This window comes from Ensifer sp. GW101-20A05 (assembly GCF_059424735.1).
Genome location: NZ_JBWKZT010000014.1, coordinates 46430 through 69237, shown reverse-complemented (window position 1 = coordinate 69237; position 22808 = coordinate 46430). Strand labels below are relative to the sequence as shown.

Genomic DNA, 22808 nt, shown 5'->3' with positions numbered 1-22808 from the left:
TTTAGTTCCCCTATTTTTAGCCCGTAGATCGAACTTTCTGCGACAGGCTATTTGTAAGTTCTATAAAGTCAATATGTATTTTGTAATTTAAATTTCAGTTTGACACCCTTCCAATTCGGGGCATATGAAATGTTAGAACGGCTTTCGGATGAAAGTTTCCTTTCACCGGAACGGCACGATTACGGAACTATCAAGGCTTCAAATGTCCGCGAAGACGGTAGAGCAACGCTTAAATGATTATCTTGTCACGGGGTCGAAGGCGGAGCGCCGAATAGCGACTTTCATGCTGGCAAGCATCGCTGAACTGCCGTTTGACACCGCCGCCTCAATCTCGAAGCGGATAGGTGTGAGCGAACCGACTGTGGGACGCTTTTGCCGTACTTTGGGCTATCAGAACTTCAAAGCTTTGAAGGAAGACCTGCAGCATGACATCGGTGGAGGTCCCTGGCTGCTCGGTGACCGCCTGAAGGAGTTTCATGATCGAAACAAAACCGGTGAAGACGAACCGGGACGCGGGCTCGAGTTAGAAATCGCCAGCCTCGTTCGGATCTATGAACTCGCGCGAACAGAGCAGTGGGCCCGCGCGGTGAAAAAAATTGCTCGCGACCGGCAGGTCTTTATCGCAGGCTTCCAGACGGAGCGGGGTCTTGCACACTACTTTGCCCATCAGCTCCAATATCTGCGGCCTAACGTGCATCTTGTCGATATCGCCGGCGGCAACTTCTCCGAGGCATTGTTAAATGGAGAAAAATCGACTGCGCTCGTGATCTTTGAGGCGCGAAGATACTCGCGGCTATCGGAATCATTGGCCAAGAGCGCGAAGTCGCGCGGCATCCCGCTAACGCTAATAACTGATGCCTATTGCGATTGGGGTCATGATCTTGCCGATGAAATGTTCGTCGTGCGAACGGAGTTCGATATGTTTTGGGATTCGACGGCTCATATGGCGAACCTGAGCAACCTCCTGATTAACTCGGTATTCAAGGAGCTTGGCCCACAAGTGGAGGAACGCCTCAACGCTGTAACCCGCCTACATGGCGATTTCATCGGATATGTCGGTGAAGCTGCCCGGCAGGATTCCAAATCATGACCGGCGAACTTCTGAATTTGAGAATCTGTCGCAATCCAACTTGGCCCTGACAGCCAAGATCGGAAGACACGAACTTACACCGAACTAGCCTGCCGCCACGCGAGGCAAAGGCCGCCCTGAGGTACTCCGGGTGTCCCTTTGGCTCGTGCGCATTTTCGTACGCAAGGGAACCCAACATGAAGATTTTCATCAGCTCGGATATCGAAGGCACTGCAGGGATTACGGCTTGGGACGAAGCCAAGAAGGGCCAGCCGGAGTACGTAGAATTCCGCGAATACATGACGAATGAACTCGTAGCCGCCTGCGAAGGAGCGCAAGCGGCCGGCGCAACGGAAATCGTCGTGAAAGACGCACATTCGTCGGCTCGCAACCTAATCCTATCAAAACTGCCGCCGTACGTGAGCGTCGTCAGGGGCTGGAGCGGGCATCCGGATGAGATGATGTTCGGCATCGATACGAGTTTTTCAGCCGCTCTCTATATCGGCTACCACAACAAGGCGGGCACCGATACGAATCCTCTCGCTCATACGCTGAGCGGAGCGGTTTCCAGACTGCTGATCAACGGCGAAGTGGCTTCGGAATTCACACTCAATGCCCTCTGTGCTTCGCGCTACGGTGTCCCCTCGGCATTTCTTTCCGGTGATGCAGGAATGTGTGCCGAAGCTGAGGTCGCGGTACCGGGCATCGCGACACTAGCCACCAGTGAAGGCTTTGGTCCGGCGACAAAATCGTTGGTCCCGGCGGCTGCGGTAATCGCGATCCGTGAAGGCGTGGAGAAGGCCCTGTCGGGAAACTACAACAACTCGCTGCCGAATCTTGCCGAAGAGTTCGAGCTCGTCGTTGAATACACCAATCCGACGGACGCCTATAGGAATAGCTGGTACCCCGGCATGGAGCATATCGCGCCACGGACGTTGCGCTTCAACGCGCAAGACTACTTCGAGATCCAACGTGCGATACGCTTCGTCGTCTAGATGCGCCGTCGCGGGATGTTCTTGTCTTCCGAATGATAACCGAGGACCCGAGTGAGGGCTAAACAGTTGAGCCGAATTGTATATCTGAATGGGGAATTTCTGGAGGAGACCGAAGCGAAAATCTCGATCTTCGACCGTGGGTTTGTCTTTGCCGATGCCGTCTACGAAGTGACCTCGGTTGTCGATGGCAAGCTGCTTGATTTCGGCGGCCATGCCGCGCGTCTTGAACGCTCGCTCGGCGAACTGGGCATTCGCCATCCGCTGTCCCAGCAAGTGCTGCTGGCCATCCACCGCGAGTTGGTCGAGCGGAACAAGATTATCGAGGGACTGGTCTACCTACAAATTTCGCGCGGCAATCCTGGCCGCCGCGATTTCGCCTTCCCTGCACCCGACGTCGAGCCGACGGTCGTGCTTTTCACCCAGACGGTTGCCAATCTCGTGGATGCCCCGCAAGCGAGGACCGGCATCAAGGTGATCTCGGTCCCAGACATCCGCTGGGGTCGTCGCGACATTAAGACGGTGCAACTCCTCTATCCTTCGATGGCGAAGATGATGGCAAAAGAGGCGGGAGCAGATGACGGTTGGTTCATACAGGACGGCTTCGTCACCGAGGGAACCGCAAACAACGCCTACATCATCAAGTCTGGCAGGATCATCACTCGAGCCTTATCGAACGACATTCTGCACGGCATCACGCGCGCCACGCTGTTGCGCTACGCCAGGGAAGCACGGATGGAAGTCGCCGAACGGGCCTTCACAATCGAGGAGGCTAAGGCTGCTGACGAGGCATTCATCACTGGGGCATCCTCCTTCGTCATGCCCGTGGTCGAAATCGACGGCGCAAGGATCGGGACAGGCCTGCCGGGACCGATCGCCACCGGCTTGCGCGAACTCTATATCGATGAGGCGCGTCGAGCGGCGATTTAATCCATAGGGCGTCTGGCGCCATTTAGCCAACGCCCCATATGCCCCCAATTGGTTCGTTCTAACGACGTTTTGTACGGCGGCGGATTAGCGCGACCTTGATGCGGGGAGCCGAGTTGCAAGTCGGCGAGCCAACTCGCTGTTGACCCACACACAGTATCACAACCCTCTAAGCTGCCACGGAGCAGGAGTCGAATATGGGTGAACCACTGCTATTAGACGCCAGACAGACCGCCGCAAAGCTTCCCTTCCCGGAATTGGTTGCGGCTCTTCAACGGGGCTTTGCGAAGGGATGCCAGACACCCGCGCGCCACCATCACACATTACGCAGCGAAGGCGAACCTGACGGTACGTTGCTCTTGATGCCGGCCTGGTCCAACGCCGATGACGAGGATCATTTTCTCGGCGTGAAACTGGTGACCATTATGCCGGGCAACATGAACCGTAGGCTGCCTGCTGTCGTATCGACATACATGCTCTACGACGCCATCACCGGAGAGCAGTTGGCCCTCATGGATGGAAACACGCTGACGAGCCGGCGCACTGTGGCAACCTCAGCACTTGGGGCCAAATATCTTTCTCGAGAGGACGCCTCATCGCTTGTCATTATAGGCGCGGGCCGTGTGGGAAGCCTGATCGCGGACGCCTACTCAGCTGTACGACGGCTTCGGCGCATCGTCATCTGGGACATCAATCCCGAACAAGCCGACCGCCTCGCCTCTTCCCTCCGTGACCAGGGTCTTCCCGCGAAATCCACGACAGACATTAAAACCGCAATAGAATCCGCCGACATAGTCAGCGCCGCAACGCTTGCAACCGCACCCATCATTCGAGGCGAGTGGCTGAAACCGGGCACTCACGTCGATCTCATTGGGGCGTTCACCCCGGAGATGCGAGAGGCGGATGATGAAGTGATGCGCCGCTCGTCGATCTACGTCGACACTGCGGTAGCGCTTGAGGAGGCGGGAGAGCTTATCAAGCCACTCGCCGAGGGGGTAATTGGCAAGAACGCCATTCTTGGCACTCTCACCGACCTGTGCCGAAAGGACGAATTCGCACGTGCGAACGCAGACCAGATCACTTGTTTCAAAAGTGTAGGCTCTGGGCTCGCCGACCTTACCGCGGCCCAGCTCGTCTATAGACGCATTTAAACTATCATATGCAGATTCGGAGCTCCGGCGAGCTCCGAAATGCTTTCGCAAAGCTCCAGACACGCTCTGCCACGGCGTAGCCCCCAGTAGGGCTGGATGCAAAGCGCCGGTTACGCCACTATGAAATCGTAACGGCCGAATTTTCCGTCACTCGTCGTTCTGATATCGAGCAACAAGGCTGCGTTGAATATGCGGTCACGTTCATTGTCCGGCTCACCGGCAAAATACAGCTGCGTCGTCAGCACGTTCCCGCCGGGCCTTTGGACTTTCACGTGGTAATGCCGGGTGCGACCAGGATAGAGTCCAGGCACGATCGTCTCGAACCACCATTTGCCTTCTGCATCCGTGAATTGATGTCCGCGGAGTTTGTATCCGCTATTGTCGTAGGTGCCGGTCTCATCGGCGTGCCATAGCTCGATCAACGCTTTTGCTACCGGTTGGCAGTCCTTGGTTAGCACGTAGCCAACAAGTGTCATTCTTTCACCGCCCGGTGCATCGCTCGCGAAGTCCTGTTTTTCAGGGCTCTGCGGCGTAAAATACGGGCCTTCGGTCTGTGCCGGCGTCAGATGGTGGTCATCACCGCAACTAGCCGTAAGCGGCAGCTCCACGGGAGCGCCGGCTGCATGGCCGAATCTCGGCAGCACAATCGGCGTGGCGACGAAGCTGATAAGGAAATGTCGCCGGGTCGGCATGGCGTTGTATCTCCAAACATGGAAGCCAAGATCGTTGCGGGTCCATTGGGCAGAAGTGGGGCGGACATTACCAGAATTCGCGACCGGCAACTTCATCAGGCGAGGGCTGCTGCTGAAGCGTCGCCGGTCTACACGGTTTGCACGCCGGCATCTGGTGTCTGACTTGGAGCAGTAACAATGCCGTTCCATTGACGTCGTCTGCTTTAGGTCGAAAGCTACCCAAATCTCACGCCTTGATGGGAATTGACATCCTCGACCAATCTAATCGTTTGGCCGAGCCTGCTTTCATAAAAGGCAGCGCGCTCGCATCCTCACAACGACACCGTGCCAGGACATATCTCGCCGGTGCAGAGAAATTATCTTGACAGAACACGAAAGTCGAAATCTTATTGTAAAGCGCTTTAGTAAATCGGTTTACAACGGCAGGGGATAGAGCCAAGGTGACCACACGACGCGTCACAAGCCTCAAGGATGTAGCCCGCGCTGCCGGCGTTTCCGTGACGACGGTCTCGCGGCTGCTGAACGGATCCCTCGACCTTCCTCACGAGACGAAGAAGCGGATCTCCGACGCGATCCACGACCTCAATTACCAGCCCAACCCGCATGCCCGCCGGCTCAGCCGCGGTCGTTCCGATACGATCGGTCTTGTCGTTCCGGATATCGCCAATCCGTTCTTCGCCACGCTCGTAGCCGCGGTCGAAGAAGAAGCGGATACTCGCGGGCTTGCCGTCTCTCTTTACGCGACACTCAACCGCGCCGGTCGCGAGGTCGCCTATCTCCAGCTCATCGAGCGCAATCACGTCGATGGCCTGATCTTCGTCACCAACCACCCGGATGACGGTCAACTCGCCACCCTGATAAACCGAACCGGCAAAGTCGTGATCGCCGACGAAGACGTTCCGGGTGCTCAGGCGCCAAAGCTGTTCTGCGACAATGAGCTGGGCGGATCGCTTGCCGGCAGGCATCTGGCCGAATTCGGGCACAAAGATGTACTGTTCGTCGGCGGCCCGGAAGCGATGATCAGTTCACGTCGGCGCTTCAACGGTCTTGAAGGGGCGCTGCGCGACGCTTTTGGCGAGGATTTCCGTCTTTCTAAATACGCCGGCGACTACACGGTGACTTTCGGACGGCAGGCAGCAAAGCGCTTCATCGAGGAAGGCCGCCCGGCAACGGCGATTTTCGCCAGTTCGGACGAAATCGCCATTGGCATGATCGAGGTCTTCCGTGACCAGGGGGTGTCGATCCCGGACGACGTCTCGGTCATCGGCTTCGACGATGTCGGCCCGCTCCACCTTTTCGGTCCGCCCATGACCGCCATTCGCCAGCCGGTCCGCGCGATCGGCGAGCGTGCCCTCTCCCTTCTTCTCGAAACAAACTGGCAGGACAAGCAGGCTCCCATCGAGGAGCTCCTGCCAGTCGAAATCGTCGTGCGGAAATCCGTTGCTCCGCCTGCGAAACGATAAATCACGCAATGGAGAACCAACAGAGGATGAGAACATGAATTGGACTTTGAAACGCAGGACCTTAGTCGCCACGCTTGGCTTCACGGCATTGACGACCCTCGGCGCGGCTCTCTCACCGGCTCTTGCCGCCGAAAAGACCTTTGCACTCGTGCAGATCAACCAGCAGGCGCTGTTCTTCAATCAGATGAACGAAGGCGCGCAGAAGGCGGCCGACGCCGCCGGCGCGAAGCTCGTCATTTTCAATGCCAACAACGATCCGGCCGCGCAGAACAGCGCGATCGAGACCTATATCCAGCAGAAGGTCGATGGCATCGCCGTCGTCGCAATCGACGTCAACGGCATCATGCCGGCCGTCAACCAGGCGGCCGAAGCCGGGATCCCCGTCGTTGCCATCGACGCGATCCTGCCGGAGGGCCCGCAAAAGGCGCAGATCGGCGTTGACAACGCCACGGCGGGTGCCGATATGGGCAAGTTCTTCCTCGACTACGTCAAGGCCAATGCCGACGGCAAGGCCAAGATCGGTGTCGTCGGCGCGCTCAACTCCTTCATCCAGAACGTTCGCCAGGAGGGATTTGAAAAGACCATCAAGGGTGTCGACGGCATCAGCTCGGCCGGCGTCGTCGACGGACAGAATGTGCAGGACAACGCGCTCTCGGCCGCCGAGAACCTGATCACCGGCAACCCTGACCTGACGGCGATCTACGCCACCGGCGAGCCGGCCCTGATGGGTGCCATCGCCGCGGTCGAGAGCCAGAGCAAGCAGGATAGCGTGAAGGTCTTCGGTTGGGATCTGACGGCCCAGGCGATCGCGGGCATCGATGCCGGCTACGTCACCGCCGTAATCCAGCAGGACCCGGCCGCCATGGGTGCCGCTGCCGTTGACGCCTTGAAGAAGATATCCGACGGCGGCAGCGTCGAGAAGACCATCGCCGTGCCGGTAACGATCGTCACCAAGGACAACGTCGAGCCATATCGGGCGATCTTCAAATGATGACGACTGAAAGACAGCATCCTCCCGCTGTCGCTGGTGTCGGGGGGGCTCTGCCCTCCCGCACCGGTGCCAGTCCCCGCGTGTCCCTCAAGGGGATTATCAAGACGTTCGGATCGCACCAGGCGCTGCGTGGTGTTGACCTCGACATCTATCCCGGCGAGTGCCTTGGCCTCGTCGGCGACAATGCCGCCGGCAAATCGACGCTGACCAAGGTCATCTCGGGAACCTACATACCCGATGGTGGGACCATTACTCTGGAAGGCGAAGAGGTTCGGTTTTCGGGGCCCGCTGATGCCCGCAACCGCAATATCGAAATGGTTTTCCAGGATCTAAGCCTTTGCGACCACATCGATGTGGTCGGCAATCTCTTTCTCGGTCGAGAAATCAGCAAAGGGCCATTTCTCGATACGAAGACCATGCTCGCCGAAGCCCGCAAGATGCTCGACGCTCTGGAAATCCGCATTCCGCGGCTGACCGGCAAGGTCGCTCAACTCTCGGGCGGACAGCGCCAGGCGATCGCGATTGCGCGTGCCGCTTCGTTCAATCCGAAGGTCCTGATCATGGACGAGCCCACTTCGGCACTTGCCGTGGCGGAGGTCGAAGCCGTGCTCGCGCTCATCAACCGCGTTAAAGCGAAAGGCGTGTCCGTCATCCTGATCACCCATCGCCTCCAGGACCTGTTCCGTGTCTGCGACCGCATTGCCGTCATGTACGAAGGCACCAAGGTGGCCGAGCGCGAAATCGGCAAGACCAACCTGGAAGACCTCGTCAAGCTGATCGTCGGGGAAGGAGCCAAGCAATGACGGCCTATACCGAACGCGCAAAAGGCTCGCCGGCGGCGGATTTCCTGTCTGAAAACGCCCAGGTCCTTTCGATCGCCTTCTTTTTCCTGGCCTGCGTGGTCTTCTTCGCTGCCACGACCGACACGTTCATGACGCTCGGCAACATTCTGAACGTCATCCGCCAGGCGGCGCCGATCCTCATCGTCGCGGTCGCCATGACGCTTGTCATCATCACCGGTGGCATTGACCTCTCGGTAGGCTCGCAGGTCGCGCTGGTCAATGCGGTTGCCGCCATCGTGATGGCGATGGGCTATCCATGGCCGCTGGTCGTCGTCGCCATGCTTTTCTTCGGCGCATTTCTCGGCTTCGTCCAGGGGTGGTTCACCGCCTATCAGGGCATTCCGGCGTTCATCGTCACGCTTGCGGGCCTGTCGATCCTGCGCGGGCTCGCGCTCTATCTGACGCAGGGCTACTCGATCCCGATCAAGGACGCACCGGGCTTCTTCATGCTTGGCCGCGGCGAACTGTTGGGCATCCCCGTTCCGGCGCTGATCGCAGTCGCGGTCGCAGTCGCAGGCTATGTCGTCATATCCTCGACCAAATACGGCCGCCAGGTCGTTGCAGTCGGCTCCAACATGGAGGCCGCCCGTCGCGTCGGCATGCCGGCGAAATGGGTGATCGCTTCGGTCTATATGATCGCCGGGGTTGCCTGCGCCCTTGCCGGCCTGTTGATCGCAGCACGGCTCGGCTCCGGCTCGTCGAATGCGGCCGTCGGCTTCGAGCTCCAGGTCGTCGCCGCGGTGGTGCTGGGCGGAACGTCGCTGATGGGCGGTCGCGGCACGATCCTCGGCACCGTGCTTGGCACCATGACGATTGCGGTCATCGGCAACGGCCTGATTCTGATGCATATCTCGCCGTTCTTCACGCAAATCGTCACAGGCGCGATTATTCTCGTCGCGATCTGGCTCAACACCCGGATCTTCACCGCCAACTTTCGCCTCGGCGGCAAGAAGAGATAGCCGTCATGACACAAGAACTGTCTGAAGCACATGTGCGATCCGGCAAGGTGATGACCGTGACGGGGGCGATCGATGCGGAAGAGCTTGGCATCACGCTGATGCACGAGCATATCCTCAACGATTGCCGCTGCTGGTGGAACGCGCCGCAGACGAAGGAGCGTCAGTATCTCGCCGAAGGTTTCGTCTGCATGGAGATCCTCGGCGAACTGCGCCAGGATCCCTTCGTCAACAAGCACAACATCACGCTTGACGACGAACCCCTGGCAATCGCCGAACTGAAAGCCTTCGCCGCCGAAAGGGGCCGCACGGTCGTCGAGCCCACCTGCAAGGGCATCGGCAGAAACCCGCTGGCGCTCAGGCGGATTTCCAGGGCGACCGGCCTCAACATCGTGATGGGTGCGGGATATTACCTCGCCTCCTCCCATCCGGCCGAGGTAGCCGGCATGAGCGTCGACCAGATCGCCGACGGCATCGTTCGCGAGGCGATCGAAGGCGTCGATGGCACGGATGTGAAAATCGGGCTGATCGGTGAGATCGGCGTCTCCGCGGATTTCACCCCGGCGGAGGAAAAGTCGTTGCGCGGCGCGGCCCGGGCGCAGGTTCGAACCGGTCTGCCGCTGATGGTGCATCTGCCGGGCTGGTTCCGGCTCGGCCATCGCGTGCTCGATGTCATCACTGAAGAAGGTGCTGATCTCCGCCACACCGTGCTTTGCCACATGAACCCGTCGCACGATGATTTCGCATACCAGAGCGAACTTGCCGCCCGCGGCGCGTTCATCGAATACGACATGATCGGCATGGACTTTTTCTATGCCGACCAGCAGGTGCAATGCCCCAGCGACGAGGAGGCCGCACGGGCGATCGCAAGGCTGGTGGAGGCCGGCCACATCGACCGCATCCTGCTTTCGCACGACGTGTTCCTGAAGATGATGCTCAGCCACTACGGAGGCAACGGCTATGCCTACGTCCTGCGCCACTTCCTGCCGCGCCTCAAACGACACGGACTGAACGACGATGCGCTCGACCGGATGATGCGGGGCAACCCCCGCTCGGTATTCCAAACCGGAGCCTGACAGTCGGCTCCAAACGCAATTCAAGACCTACGGATAGACCATGACCAAGAAAGTACTTCTCGTCGGCGAGAGCTGGGTTAGCTCCGCCACCCACTACAAGGGTTTCGACCAGTTCGGCAGCGTCACCTTTCATCTCGGGGCGGAACCGCTCGTCAAGGTGCTGAAGGGCAGCGAATTCGAGCTGACCTACATGACCGCGCACGACGCGGTCGAACAGTTCCCCTATGAGATGGCCGGCCTCGACGCCTACGACGCCATCATCCTGTCGGACATCGGCGCCAACTCGCTGTTGCTGCCGCCGGCCGTGTGGCTGCACTCCCGCACCGTTCCGAACCGGCTGAAGCTGATCAAGGCCTGGGTGGAAAAAGGCGGCGCATTGCTGATGGTCGGCGGCTACTTCTCCTTCCAGGGCATCGACGGCAAGGCGCGCTGGCGCCGTACGGCGGTCGAAGACACGCTTCCCGTCACCTGCCTTCCCTATGACGACCGCGTCGAAATCCCGGAAGGTGCTGTTGCCGACGTCGTCAAGCCGGATCATCCGACCATGGCGGGGCTTTCGGGCGACTGGCCGCTGCTTCTCGGCGTCAACGAAGTGGAGGTGCGCCCGGGCGCGGAGGTCATCGCCCGTCTTCCGGCAGACCAGGGCGGCCACCCGCTGCTCGTCCTTGGCAGCTTCGGCAAGGGCCGCACCGCCGCCTGGACGTCCGATATCGGCCCGCACTGGCTGTCGCCGGCATTCTGCGAGTGGGAGGGCTACGGCCGCCTCTGGAAGAACATCCTCGGATGGATGACGGAGACGGCGCGCTAGGCACGGCAAAGCGCGCTGGGTTGAAAACTCAGCGCGCGGCGAGGATCGCCGTCAGTTGCTCGACCGAGGGGAACGCCGAGCGGGTGCCCGGGCGGCTGACGGTGATGGCGGCAGCCCGCGTCGCATGTTCGATGGCCGTCTTGTCGAGGCCGCTGCCACGCAGTGCCGCGGATGCCAGCGCCACCGCCATGAACGTGTCGCCGGCACCTGTCGTGTCGACGACGTCGCATTCGACGGCAGCAACACGGACGCTGCCCTCGGCTGTGACAAGCATGGCGCCGTTGCCGCCGAAGGTCAGGACGACTTCGCGAACGCCAGCCGCAAGCAACTTGCGGGCAGCCTCTTCGCCACGTGTGCCGGTCATTGCCTGCGCCTCGCCCTCATTGAGAAAGGCGATGTCGGTCAAAGGCCACAGGTTGCTGAAATAGGGACGCAAGGGAGACGGATTGAAGGCAGTAGTCATTCGGCGGGTGCGAGCGGCCTCAAGCACGCCTCGGGTCGTCTCGTCGGACAGATTGCCCTGGAGCACCGCGAGGTCTCCGGGAGCGGCATTGGCAAAGGGCGCGATGGCATCGGCAAGCGTTAGGTTTTGCGCGCAGTCGGTCGTGGTGATGTTGACGTTTTCGCCATCCGGTGTGGTCAGCACGATCGAGAAGTCGGTGGACTTCCCGGGGATGGGCACAAGGCGACTGACGACCGGTTCGCTCGCCAGGTGCTGGCGGATCATGTCGGCGCGAAAGCCGTCGCCGAAAGCGGCAACAAGGCTCGTCGACAGGCCCGTCCGGGCCATCACGACCGCCTGGTTCGCGCCCTTGCCACCAAGATCCCGGGATCGCTGGCTGCCATGGATCGATGCGCCCGCGGCCGGCATTTCCGACACGGCGATGGTCTCGTCCACCGTCACATTACCGATTACGTAAGCGTGCATGAACATACCTTCGAAAGGGAGAGAAATGCAGGAAATATCTGACAAGTCCTCAAGCGCCATAAGGGAAATATTCGGGACTGACAAGGTTCTGATCGGCATGATCCATTGCCCGGCCTTCCCCGGTGCGCCGCGCTATCGGGGCGCCGATATGTCGACCATCTACGATGCCTGCATGCGTGATGCCGAGGCGCTGGTCGAGGGTGGCCTGCATGGCCTGATGATCGAAAATCATGGCGACGTGCCCTTCTCCAAACCGGAAGATATCGGCCACGAAACGGCAGCCTTCATGTCCGTCGTCACCGACCGGATCGCGCGGGCCACCGGTGTGCCGCTCGGCATCAACGTCCTTGCCAATGCGCCGATCCCGGCCTTTGCGATCGCCATGGCCGGCGGCGCCAGGTTCATCCGCGTCAACCAGTGGGCCAATGCCTATGTCGCCAATGAAGGCTTCATGGAGGGCCGTGCGGCAGAAGCAATGCGATATCGTTCGCTGCTGCGCGCCGAGCACATCAAGGTCTTTGCCGACAGCCACGTGAAGCATGGCGCTCACGCGATCGTCGCCGACCGGTCGATCCAGGAACTGACGCGTGACCTCGCCTTCTTCGATGCCGACGGCGTGATCGCCACCGGTCAGCGCACCGGCAACACGGCAACCATAGAGGAAATCGAAGAGATCGGCTCGGCCACGCATCTGCCGCTTCTGGTCGGCTCGGGCGTGACCAAGGACAACATCGTCGAAATACTCAAGCGCACCAACGGCGTGATCGTTGCCTCGTCGCTGAAGCAGGGCGGGGTCTGGTGGAACCCGGTCGACATCGAGCGGGTCAAAGCTTTCCGCGCCGCCGCAGAACCGGCGCTGGAGGCATGACGATGGCGGCTGAAACGCTTTCGGAACAGATCCTGCGGGAAAACGCTGCCGTCTTCGAAGCCATGGTGAACCATCGCTTCGTCGACGACATCGTGCTGGAGCGCCTGTCCGCGCAAGTTTTCGAACGCTATCTCGTCTATGAGGGTGCCTTCGTCGAAACCGCGATCTCGATCTTCGCCTTTGCGACGGCGAAGGCCGAGACGATCGTACAGAAGCGCTGGCTGATCGCCGTTCTGGATGCGCTCGCCAACCAGCAGATTGCCTATTTCGAACGGATTTTTGCCGAGCGCAGCATCGATCCCGGCGCCTACGATCTCAATGTTGCCGAGGTCGAGGCTTTCCGAACGGGCATGCTGGATATCGCCCGCAACGGAGGCTTCCTCGATACCGTCGCCGCCATGTTCGCCGCGGAATGGATGTACTGGACCTGGTCGAAAAGGGCTGCGCAAGCAAACATTGCCGATCCGCATCTGAAAGAATGGGTCGAAATGCATGCGGATGATGATTTCGCGGCGCAGGCGAAGTGGCTGAAGCAAGAGCTCGACGCCGCCGGCGACACGCTCGAGGTTTCCGAGCGCAAACGTCTGAGCGCTATCTTCGGGCGCGCACAGCAACTGGAAATCGCCTTTCATGATGCAGCCTACGGCTGATCGGGACGACCTGTCAGGAGCCGACCATGACCTCTCGCATCGAAATTGACGGCAAGCGACTGCTGCAGCGCCTCGATGACTTCGCAAGGATCGGGGCGACGCCTGCCGGCGGCGTCAACCGACAGGCCCTGTCGGCCGAAGATCGCACCTCAAGGCGCCTTCTGGCCGAGCGCGCGCTCGCGCGCGGTTTTCGCGTGTTTCAGGATCCGATGGCGAACCTGTTCATCCGGCGCGAAGGCCGCTTTCCCGAAAAGCCCCCCTTCGTCATTGGCAGCCACCTCGACAGCCAGCCGACCGGCGGACGCTTCGATGGCGCTCTGGGAACCCTTTCGGCCTTCGAGGTGATGGAAAGCCTTGAGGATGCCGGGATCGCAACGGATCTGCCGATCGAGGTTGTTGCCTGGACCAACGAAGAAGGAAGCCGGTTCCAACCGGGGACCATGGGTTCCATGGCCTTCGCCGCGGCCACGATCCCTGACGCCTGGTCCGATCTTCGCGGTCGCGACGGCGCCCGGTTCGTCGAGGAGTTGAAGGCAACGCTGCACGCCTTGCCGGAGGCCGAAATGCGTCCACTCGGTTTCCCGATCTCCGGCTATATCGAACTTCATATCGAGCAGGGTCCGTCGCTCGAACAGGAAAACACCCCGATCGGCATCGTCTACGGCATCCAGGGTACGCGGTGGCTGGAGGTGACGATCAGGGGCCAGGCAGCGCATGCCGGCACGACGGCACTCGAGTTCCGTCGCGATCCCATGGCGGCCGCCATAGCCGCGCTCGAACCGCTCTACAAGGGCACGATGCCGGGCGATCCGCGCGTCCGTTTCACCGTCGGCCGGTTTGCGGTCGAGCCGGGTTCGGTGAATGCCATTCCGGGCTTGGTGACGTTCACCATCGACCTCAGGCATCCGGAAACTACGGTCATCGACGCGTTGGAAAACCAGACCCGGCGCGCCTGCGACAACGCTGCCGCAGCCGCCGGCTGCCGGAGCGAATTGAGGCAGATCTTCGACATGCCGCCGGCTGCCTTTTCGGAAGACCTGCTGGCCGGCCTCGATCGCGCCGCCGCGTCGCTCGGATTGAAGACCAAGCGCATGCTCTCCGGCGCCTTCCACGATGCCTTGTTCGTCAGTCGTGTTGCGCCGGCGGCCATGATCTTCGTGCCTTGCCGCGATGGGCTTAGCCACAACGAGGCCGAATATGTCGAGCCAGAGCACTCCGTAACAGGTGCGCGCATGCTGCTTGCAGCCGTCATGGAAGCGATTGTCCTAAGCGCATGACGGTCGGGGCAAGATCAGTGATCCGAGTGATGGTGAGGCAGCCGAGCCGCGCCTCCATTCACCGCGCAGCCCTTTCTGACTGACCAAAAGCGCGCGAACAGCGGCCTCGCACCGCCAGAACGCTCGGGTCCCAACATTTCTGCCGGGACGAACGAGGCAGCCTAGTCTTGGGGTAAACAGTAACTCCCGACGTGTTGCAACCATCATCGCGCCGCCTGTTGAGCATCCGACGTCCGCCAGAATGGGCGCTTGATTTCCACGAGCTGGCGTCGGGGGTCACCGGCCTTGGCTCTGTCGCGGATCAGCGCAACCAGGTCTGTCTTGATCGTAGCGTCGGACAAGAAATAGCTGTGGCCGATAAAGCCGCTGCCGCCGGAATACTCGACGAAATTGACCAGCCCTCCCATGTGCAATCCTGCCCATTTGGACGCCGCCTCGCCCCTGTCACTGGGAAGGTTGCCGACGGCGAGCTGACCAAGCCGCAACGCGCTGCCGGAGATCAGCGTCGAGGCTTTCAACGCCTCATCCCTTGGAGACGAATAGACCGTAAGGTGCATGGAGCCTTGCGAGGGCAATGCGCTTGGGGTCGATTTGCTTCCGAAGGCAAGGTCCGGGTCAGAGACCCAGGCAAACAACTTGGAAGACGCGACATCGAGATCGATATCGGGAGCGAAAAACACAGCATTCGCGATCTTGTACCGCTGCCAAAGCGAGGATCGGCTGACATACGCTTCGATGGCAAGCTGCTGGACGACACTCGCCAGCACGTCGGTTCCACGGCTATGGGCCAGGAGGTGAAGCCTCTCGACACCCTTCGTTCCGGCGATGACGCGAACGGCCTTCTTGAAGTCCGCAACCGCAAACTCGCTCGACTCGCGGTCGATGTTGTAGCCAAAGAACGAACCGCCGGCGCCTCCGGCGGGCCATGTCAGGACAATGCAGACAAACTGGTTTTGCAGCGATCGGCAAATCTCGTCGGTGGCGAGTGCCGCATCTTCGAAGCTGTTGTTGTATCCGTGAACGAAGACGACGACTTCCTTGCGTTCGGCCGCTGCGAGACGCCGGCCAATTTGAGCCTGCAGCGACGCGAAGGCCTGTTCATGCGCCGCGACCGCCTGCGGAGTGCGGCGTAGTCCGTTCGCCGTCGCGACGACGCCGTAGGGCGTTGCCGGAAACCGGCCGGCCTCGGAAACGGCGTCGACCCGGAATTCTTTCCTCCCGGCAGAAGCGTAGCGTCTTGGGGCGATCGATACCGATCCGAAGCTCAAGTAGATCGCCCGCTTTGCACCGTAGGACAGCCGGTTGCCGGAATCGGCGGTCGGCTCTCTGTCGGTGATGTACAGGAGGTCTTGTGCCCCGGACCCTTGTTGCGTTCGAACAGGCTGGCCGCCTTGCAACGTCGGTGATGTGGCAACGGGCTGCGCTGTGACCTCGGCCCGCTGCGCGGCACAGCCGACAAAGCAGGCAAGCATAAAGAGGGCCGCCATTGCCCGACAGATATCCATCTAGAGACCGGCCTTGTCCAACCCGTAAGCCTTGTCGGCGGAACCAGGAACGGCGCGGGCCGCGACACTGATGCGGTTCCAGGCATTGATCGCCATGATCCGGAACGTGAGATCGGAAATCTCCTGCTCGGACAGTTCACCCCTCACTCTGTCGTAAACTTCATCGGGAACGCCACCGTCGGCGAGCTTCGTCAGCGCCTCCGTCCAGGCAAGCGCGGCCCGCTCTCGCTGCGAGAACAAGGTGGACTCACGCCAGGCCGAGATATGGAACAGGCGCAGCCGCCGCTCGCCATGGATGATCGCTTCTTTGGCATGCATATCGATGCAGAACGTACATCCGTTCATCTGGGACGCCCGCATGTCGACGAGGATGAGTATCGTCTCTTCGATCGAGCCATTCCTGATCTCGTTGCCGAGCGCCATCATGGCTTTGACCATGCCGGGCGAAAGCTTGGAATAATTGAACCGCTGGGTCATGTTGCTTCGTCCTCCGCCTGACATAACCGACCGTTATGGTCGCTTGTTATCGTGCCGGAAGCGCGCCGCGTGCGGCAGCTATACATCCGTTTATGCGCCGCACGATCGCGGGCCGCCCGCCTCCAGCAGGTCAGATTGAAAACGAGGGCCTTCGGGATATAATGCGGCCATCCATTCACCAAGGCTGCCGGTCCGCCGCCGAGCTTCGGCGTGAAGTCCTTTTCTTGACCGTCGTCTTCTGCGGAGCGACAGATGTCCAACGACGACGGACTAAGGAAAGACGCCGCCTTTCGCGAACATACTCGCAACAGCGCCGAGTTCGCGCTTGACCTTCTCGACAACGTCCCCGGCCACATGTGGTCGATGGATCCGGCCGGCCGGTTCATCTATCGCAACCGAAGCATGGACGCATATTTCGGCAATGGCCTGCAAGACCACGGTGCGTGGCTTGAACGCATCCACAAGGACGATCAGCGATTTGTGGCGACGACCTGGCGGCGGAGCATGGACGCCGGCGAGCCGTTTGACAGCGCGCACCGTCTGCGTGGCGCGGACGGCGCGTTTCGCTGGTTTCGCGCGTCGGGCAGACCGTCAAGGGACGCACACGGTCGCGTTACGGTCTGGCATGGGCAGACCATCGACATCGAGCACCAGAAGAAGGCCGAGGAGAGCCTGCGTGCTCGCTCGGTCGAGCTATCCTTGCTGGTCGACATGGTTCCGAGCAATCTTTGGCGCCTGACACCCGACGGCACCACTACGCTCGTCAACCGGCGCATGGCGGACTATCTGGGTCTTGATCTCTCAAACGTGAGTGACGTTGCATCCGTCATGGATACGATTTTCCATCCGGACGACGCGGACGCTGTTTATGCAGAGCTCACCCGCTGCCTTGCGACCGGGGAGCGATTTTCGATGCGGTACCGGTTGCTTCGGGCAGACGGCGTCTATCGCTGGATGTCCGGCCGTGCGGAGCCCATGCGGGATCAGGACGGCAACATCGTCCAGTGGTTCGGCCTTTGCCACGATATCGAGGATCAGGTGCAAACAACGGCTGCCTTGCGCCGTTCGGCCGAGAAGCTTGCGCGGGCGACCCAGGCGGCCAATCTGTCGCAGCTTTCCGCTTCAATCGCACACGAGGTCAACCAGCCGCTGGCGGCGATCGCCGCCGACGCTGACGCATGCCTGCGCTGGCTTTCGGCCGAGCCTGCGAACATCGAGCGCGGCAAGCGCGCAGCAGAGCGCATCACCCTGGACGTTGCGGCGGCCGTCGAGGTGGTCAGCCGCATCCGAGCGCTTTTCAAACACCAGCCGCAGTCACGGGCGGTCGAAGACGTGAACCGCCTCGTTTACGAGGTGCTTGATCTGATGTCAGATGAGATCGCTGCAACGACGACCCGCATCGACCTGGTTTTGGACCAGCATCTTCCCAAAGTGGCGCTCGATCGGGTTCAGGTTCAGCAGGTCCTGGTAAACCTCATCCGCAACGGCATCCAGGCCATGGACACGACGAACCCCCTGCGTTCACTGAAGATCGTGTCCAGCCACGATCACCTCGACACCATCAGGATCTCGGTCGAGGACACCGGAAGCGGATTCAAGGATCCGGAGCGCGTGTTCGAACCGTTCTTTACGACGAAGGGCAACGGCATGGGCATGGGACTGCCGATTTGCCGATCGATCGTGGAAGCCCATGGCGGGAAGCTATGGGTGGCCAACAACGAGACATTGGGCGCCACGGTCACCTTCGCTCTGCCCGTCGCCTCGGCGACCTAGGATATCAACCTAAGCCGGCGAATTGGGGAGGCGGCCGACCAGGCGACGTCCGTTGAAGGCGCGGGCGACGACGGACACGGCAAGGGCCCAGGCAGCAATCGTCATGCTGACGCAGACCGCCGCGAGGCTTGCATACCCCGACGCTGCAATCACGGCCCCTGTAAAGACTGGCCCGGCGGCAAATCCGAGCAGATACGCCGATCCGGCTGCGGCCGCCCAGCGCCCGCTTTGGTCCAGCGCTGCGGCCAGGCCGAAAAGATACGGCAGTGAAAAGTAGTAAAGGACGGCGGAGACGATGACCGCAACACTGTAAGCAACCGCGTTCTCCCAGAGACAAAGGACGAGCGTCACCACCACGTAGCCAAGGCAGAATGCGGAGATCGGGATCGTTCGTCCCCAGCGAACGTTCAGTGCCGTCGCCGCGCCCGCCCCGGCAAGGCCAACTATGGTCGACAGGGTGAGGATGTATCCGACCGCGGCCGTGTCCAGACCGATGCGCTCGCCCATCGGTCCGCTGAAGGCAAAGAGACCGGCGGAGACCGCGACGTAAAGAACAATCGCAGCAAACAGCAGGCTTCCGAAAAGCGGCACAGACGGTGGCGTCCGGGTGACCGGATGCTTCAGGGTCTTGAGATCCGGCATGAGAAGAAGAAGCGGAGAAAAGGCCAGCGTCAAACCCGCCAACAGCGCAAAAATCCCTCGGTGGCCATAGGCTGCTGTCACCTCGCCACCGATGCCAAACAGTGCCACGCTGCCGATTGCCCAGACGAGTTGGAACAGACCGAAGATCCTTTCGGGATTGCGGCAATGCGACGCGACAAGGCTGAGTGACATGGCATAGAGCGCTCCCTCACCGATGCCCGCAATGCCGCGCAACAAGACCAGCGAAGTCCATCCGTCCGGTACGACAGAGGCGGCCTGGGCCGCCATGGTCACGACAAGCGCAGACATCCCGGCGCGCCGGCAGGATAGTCGCGGCAGCACTGGCGCGACGAGGATAGCGGTGACGGCCAGCGCCAGGAGTTCGACCGACGCGATAATACCGGCGTCGCGCTCGGACAGCGCAAGACCGTCAATCAGTCCCGCGACCACAAAAGGCGACATTTGCGGAACGAGGCCACCGATCACCTGGCAGGCTGTTGCACCGACCACAAGTGAAAGCGGGTCGCGAGACGCAGCGGGTTCGATAGAAAGATTGGCCATGGCCCGGTCCCCCGACCGTTTCCTGTTCGTCGAAATAACCTTGGCATTTCATATCATGTGCGCCGGCGATTTGCCGGCACGGGCCGGGTTTCTGTCGAACATCAAGTCTGCGCGAACCAGCCTCTGCGAGCTTCGAGACGGTCGCCGGCTGCCATTTCCATCATGACCGATGAAGACGTGGATCGTAAACCTTGGATTCTCTCTTTGCTTCGAGCGCGTGGCCGCACCGGAGACAAAGGCGTCGGGGCCGGTGCGCGTCTCGTCGCCGCATCGACCCCGACGGAAAGATCTTAGGCTGCCGCCTGAGGTTGTTGGGCATTCCATGTCCTGAAGTCGAGTTGACCCAGCTTGGCGGATCCGAGAGGAACCAGTGACTGATCGTCGACGCGCGTGCCGAAGTACTTGGCGTCCGGGTCGGCAACAACCTTTCGGCCATCGCCGACAGCTGCCAGATACTCGGAAATGAATTCGCTCATGGGCTTCTTTTCGGGCCCGGCGATTTCGATCGTCTGGTTTTCAGGCTTGCCGATCGTCGCTTCTGCGACGAAGGTCGCGACGTCGTCTGCGGCGATCGGCTGGAACGCGCCGGACGAGACCCTGGCGGTCCTGTCGACCGTTGCCTCATCGGCAATGCCGCCGAGGAACTCCAGGAACTGCGTCGACCTTACGATGGTGTACGGAACGCCACCTTTCTTGATCAGGGTCTCCTGTGCGACTTTGGCGCGGAAATAGCCATTGTCGGGCGACCGTTCGATACCGACGATGGAGAGTGCGACGTGGTGTCCGACACCGGCCGCCCGCTCCGCCGCAAGCAGGTTCGAGGTCGACCGTTCGAAGAACGAAAGCACGGCGCTCGGTTCGAAGGATGGCGAGTTGCTGACGTCGAGCACCACCTGAGCGCCGGCAAGCACCTCGGCCAACCCTTCACCAGTCAGTGTATCGACGCCCGTGGACGGCGCCGATTGCACGACGTCGTGGCCCTTGCTTCTGAGGCGCTCTGCGACTTTTGACCCGATGCGGCCGGTCCCGCCGATAATGACGATTTTCATGGTTCTGCTCCTTGCAAGCTCGTCTATGGATCACCGTGTTTGAATGGGAAGAAGGGCTTTACTTTGCGGGCAGCACCATCTTCGTTTCGGTCGTATCGAGAACGAAAACAGCCAGGATCTTCGCCGGCTCGCTATCGCTGGCGTTCGCGCTTACGCGGTGATGATCGCCTGGGACTTCGATCCAGTTCTCGCCGGTCTTGTAGACTTTCACCGCACCGTCGTTGATCTGGCTCTTGATGCTGCCCTCGATCACCGTCGCATAGATAAAAGCGCTCTTGGGGTGGGTATGTGACGGGTTGTGGCCCCCCGGGCCGTACTCGACCAGGACGCCGCGCATGCTCTTGCCCGGCACATTCGGAAGGGCGTGGTCGAACACCACTGTGACCTTGGCATTATAGGGCTCGTCGGAGGCCGCTACCGGTCCGGTGATCAGCGTCGCAAACAGCAAGCCAATCGCTAGTTTTCGCATGGATTTCTCCTCCATTCACGTTGTTGGCAATGCGTGGGATCGTATGGCCGGCCTCCGGAGAGAAACAGATATACGTAGGTTTGCCGCAGCGGCGATTTTGTCTCGGCAGAAGTTGTGCCCGCGTGCGAACTGCCGCGTCTCCGCTTCAACCGTTCGCGCTTTCACGCTGGCTTCGAAAGATGGATCGGATCGCATGAAGCAGGTCCAGCTTGCGTCGCTCGCGCTGGTTCGCTGGCAATTCCGAACTTGCTCCGATCGCTTCCCGTTGCGCCAGGTGGATTGCCAGATCCTCCGCGATTTCCGGGCGCTTCGACAAAAGCGGCGCGAATGCTGCCTGATCTACTTGATAGACCGTAAGGCGGGTGACGGCATGGAGGTCGTGTTTCTCCTTCACTCCTGCCAACAGGCCGTCCTCGCCGAAGAAATCACCGGGGGCCAGGCGCGCGATTTCCACATCGCCGCTCTTCATCGCCACCACGCCGTTCTTGATCATCATCAGGCTTTCGAGCGACCGGCCTTCTCTGACAATTTCGGCCCCGGCGGCAAAGCTGCGCGGCGTCGCCGCGGCCGCAAGCGTATCGCGTTCTTCCTGGCTGAGATTGGAGAAGATCGGGATCGCGTCGATCAGGTCCTGTGCCGGCGCGACGGCGTGCTGCGGGTCGGACATGCGAAGGTCCTGCATCAGCGGGCTCTCGGCAGGCAGGGCCAGTTGCACACCATGCGCCCTGCAATGCCGATAGACCAGGTCGATGATTTCGTTGCGCGCTGGGCCGCGCTGCGCCGGGCTGGTGACCCGAAACTGGAGCTCCACCGTGATCGCGCTGGCATCGATCCCCACAAGCCCGACGGTTGGAGCCGGCTGCTTCACGATCGCGTTGCAACTGTCGAGGACAGCATTCATCACGTCGACGATCATATGCGGCATGCGGGTTGGAGCCACGCGAACCGACACGACGATCTGGTGGTTCTCGTCGGGCTGGCTGATGTTGGTCAGCCCCACCTTTGCCAGGACACTGTTGGGCAGGACCACGAGATTGTGGGCCGCGGTCAGCAGATGCGTCGACCGCCAGTTGCTTGAGACCACCCGGCCTTCCGTTCCGTCACTGAGACAGATCCAATCACCAAGGACATAAGGGCGACCGAGGGTCAGCGCTATGCCCGAGAAGACGTCACCCAAAGTGCTCTGCAACGCGAGGCCGAGAATGATCGCAATGACGCCCGACGTCGCCAGCAGGCCCCCTATTGGCACACCGAAGACGAATGCCAGGGTAGAGAGCAGCACGCCGAGATAGACGACGGCGACCACCAGATCCTGGATCAGTCGCGCTTCCCGCGGCCGTCCGTCGAGGACAAGGTAAAGCCGGACGAACCCGATCACCGCCCAGGAGAGATGAACCCACCAGAGCGTCTTTGCCGTCACGAGCAGTGTCTGCGCGCCATCGAGACCGGTCCGGTCGTAGCGAAACGGATTGAGGCCGCTGCAGGCGAGCGCTGCCGTCATCGATGCGAAGAAGGCGATCTGCACGACCAGCCGCGCCGTTGGGCGCGCCCTGCCCTGCAGATGCCAGACGACAATTCCGGCGATGCCCAGAATACAGACGAGGACGGGAAACAATTGCGTTTGCTGGTCCATTTCCACTCC

At 60.8% G+C, this 22808-nt stretch carries 22 protein-coding genes; 14 read left to right on the top strand and 8 right to left on the bottom strand.

The features are described 5' to 3' along the window. Positions 1–148 precede the first annotated feature (148 nt). The 4 genes from AC070A_RS27115 (at position 149) to lhpI (ending at position 4139) form a co-directional block, all read left to right on the top strand. Positions 149–1090 carry a MurR/RpiR family transcriptional regulator gene (locus tag AC070A_RS27115; protein WP_492383605.1) on the top strand — a complete coding sequence of 314 codons (942 nt, stop codon included), beginning with the start codon at positions 149–151 and terminating at the stop codon, positions 1088–1090. Positions 1091–1266: 176 nt separating this feature from the next. Further along, a complete protein-coding gene (locus AC070A_RS27110) occupies positions 1267–2064 on the top strand; it encodes a M55 family metallopeptidase (RefSeq protein WP_113133893.1) in 798 nt (265 codons plus the stop codon). A gap of 66 nt (positions 2065–2130) precedes the next feature. Continuing rightward, positions 2131–2991 carry a D-amino-acid transaminase gene (locus AC070A_RS27105; RefSeq protein ID WP_057248339.1) on the top strand — a complete coding sequence of 287 codons (861 nt, stop codon included), beginning with the start codon at positions 2131–2133 and terminating at the stop codon, positions 2989–2991. Positions 2992–3185: 194 nt separating this feature from the next. After that, positions 3186–4139 carry a bifunctional Delta(1)-pyrroline-2-carboxylate/Delta(1)-piperideine-2-carboxylate reductase gene (lhpI, locus tag AC070A_RS27100; protein ID WP_057248340.1) on the top strand — a complete coding sequence of 318 codons (954 nt, stop codon included), beginning with the start codon at positions 3186–3188 and terminating at the stop codon, positions 4137–4139. A gap of 110 nt (positions 4140–4249) precedes the next feature. Here the strand turns inward: lhpI and AC070A_RS27095 are convergent, their stop codons facing one another. Continuing rightward, complete coding sequence (locus tag AC070A_RS27095) at positions 4250–4927, bottom strand: dioxygenase family protein (RefSeq protein ID WP_309140390.1); 678 nt, start codon at positions 4925–4927, stop codon at positions 4250–4252. A 344-nt stretch (positions 4928–5271) separates the two neighbouring features. On the opposite strand from AC070A_RS27095, the gene AC070A_RS27090 reads away from it, so the two are divergent. From AC070A_RS27090 to AC070A_RS27065, 6 genes are read left to right on the top strand one after another with little or no spacing between them, the layout of a single operon-like run. Further along, positions 5272–6294, top strand: a complete 1023-nt coding sequence (locus AC070A_RS27090; protein ID WP_113737317.1) for a LacI family DNA-binding transcriptional regulator — start codon at positions 5272–5274, stop codon at positions 6292–6294. A gap of 34 nt (positions 6295–6328) precedes the next feature. After that, entirely contained in the window at positions 6329–7285 is a 957-nt protein-coding gene (locus tag AC070A_RS27085) for a substrate-binding domain-containing protein (protein WP_057248343.1), read from the top strand. Continuing rightward, positions 7285–8088: an ATP-binding cassette domain-containing protein gene (locus tag AC070A_RS27080; RefSeq protein ID WP_057248464.1), complete on the top strand. Its 804-nt coding sequence runs from the start codon at positions 7285–7287 to the stop codon at positions 8086–8088. The genes AC070A_RS27085 and AC070A_RS27080 overlap by 1 nt, the downstream gene beginning before the upstream one ends. Continuing rightward, a complete protein-coding gene (locus AC070A_RS27075) occupies positions 8085–9086 on the top strand; it encodes an ABC transporter permease (protein WP_113737315.1) in 1002 nt (333 codons plus the stop codon). Before AC070A_RS27080 ends, AC070A_RS27075 begins: the two co-directional genes overlap by 4 nt. 5 nt (positions 9087–9091) lie before the next feature. Then, a complete protein-coding gene (locus AC070A_RS27070; protein WP_112996370.1) occupies positions 9092–10159 on the top strand; it encodes a phosphotriesterase family protein in 1068 nt (355 codons plus the stop codon). A gap of 40 nt (positions 10160–10199) precedes the next feature. Beyond that, positions 10200–10967, top strand: a complete 768-nt coding sequence (locus AC070A_RS27065) for a glutamine amidotransferase (RefSeq protein WP_057248346.1) — start codon at positions 10200–10202, stop codon at positions 10965–10967. A 28-nt stretch (positions 10968–10995) separates the two neighbouring features. Here AC070A_RS27065 and AC070A_RS27060 read toward each other — a convergent pair whose 3' ends face one another. Further along, positions 10996–11895 (bottom strand): ribokinase, encoded by a 900-nt coding sequence (locus AC070A_RS27060; protein WP_113737328.1) that lies wholly within the window; start codon positions 11893–11895, stop codon positions 10996–10998. A gap of 25 nt (positions 11896–11920) precedes the next feature. Between AC070A_RS27060 and AC070A_RS27055 the strand changes: the two genes are divergently transcribed. The 3 genes from AC070A_RS27055 to AC070A_RS27045 are packed head-to-tail and all read left to right on the top strand — an operon-like array spanning position 11921 to position 14690. Further along, positions 11921–12763 carry a BtpA/SgcQ family protein gene (locus tag AC070A_RS27055; RefSeq protein WP_057248347.1) on the top strand — a complete coding sequence of 281 codons (843 nt, stop codon included), beginning with the start codon at positions 11921–11923 and terminating at the stop codon, positions 12761–12763. Positions 12764–12765: 2 nt separating this feature from the next. After that, a complete protein-coding gene (locus AC070A_RS27050; RefSeq protein WP_112996334.1) occupies positions 12766–13413 on the top strand; it encodes a TenA family protein in 648 nt (215 codons plus the stop codon). Positions 13414–13439: 26 nt separating this feature from the next. Continuing rightward, positions 13440–14690 carry a Zn-dependent hydrolase gene (locus AC070A_RS27045; RefSeq protein ID WP_113737314.1) on the top strand — a complete coding sequence of 417 codons (1251 nt, stop codon included), beginning with the start codon at positions 13440–13442 and terminating at the stop codon, positions 14688–14690. A 203-nt stretch (positions 14691–14893) separates the two neighbouring features. Here the strand turns inward: AC070A_RS27045 and AC070A_RS27040 are convergent, their stop codons facing one another. Both AC070A_RS27040 and AC070A_RS27035 read right to left on the bottom strand, forming a co-directional pair. After that, the gene (locus tag AC070A_RS27040) at positions 14894–16195 is read right to left on the bottom strand and encodes an alpha/beta hydrolase (protein ID WP_113737313.1); all 1302 of its coding nucleotides are present in this window, start codon (positions 16193–16195) and stop codon (positions 14894–14896) included. Beyond that, entirely contained in the window at positions 16196–16672 is a 477-nt protein-coding gene (locus tag AC070A_RS27035; protein ID WP_113737312.1) for a carboxymuconolactone decarboxylase family protein, read from the bottom strand. It abuts the gene before it with no gap. A gap of 252 nt (positions 16673–16924) precedes the next feature. Here AC070A_RS27035 and AC070A_RS27030 point away from each other — a divergent pair, with 252 nt between their 5' ends. After that, positions 16925–18445 (top strand): PAS domain-containing sensor histidine kinase, encoded by a 1521-nt coding sequence (locus tag AC070A_RS27030; protein ID WP_112996338.1) that lies wholly within the window; start codon positions 16925–16927, stop codon positions 18443–18445. A 9-nt stretch (positions 18446–18454) separates the two neighbouring features. Here the strand turns inward: AC070A_RS27030 and AC070A_RS27025 are convergent, their stop codons facing one another. The 4 genes from AC070A_RS27025 to AC070A_RS27010 form a co-directional block, all read right to left on the bottom strand. Next, entirely contained in the window at positions 18455–19648 is a 1194-nt protein-coding gene (locus tag AC070A_RS27025) for an MFS transporter (RefSeq protein ID WP_057248351.1), read from the bottom strand. A 290-nt stretch (positions 19649–19938) separates the two neighbouring features. Next, positions 19939–20697 carry an SDR family oxidoreductase gene (locus tag AC070A_RS27020; protein ID WP_057248352.1) on the bottom strand — a complete coding sequence of 253 codons (759 nt, stop codon included), beginning with the start codon at positions 20695–20697 and terminating at the stop codon, positions 19939–19941. A 58-nt stretch (positions 20698–20755) separates the two neighbouring features. Then, complete coding sequence (locus tag AC070A_RS27015) at positions 20756–21166, bottom strand: cupin domain-containing protein (protein WP_058323728.1); 411 nt, start codon at positions 21164–21166, stop codon at positions 20756–20758. Positions 21167–21311: 145 nt separating this feature from the next. Next, positions 21312–22799, bottom strand: coding sequence for a mechanosensitive ion channel family protein (locus AC070A_RS27010; protein WP_113737311.1), 1488 nt, complete (start codon positions 22797–22799; stop codon positions 21312–21314). Positions 22800–22808 lie beyond the last annotated feature (9 nt).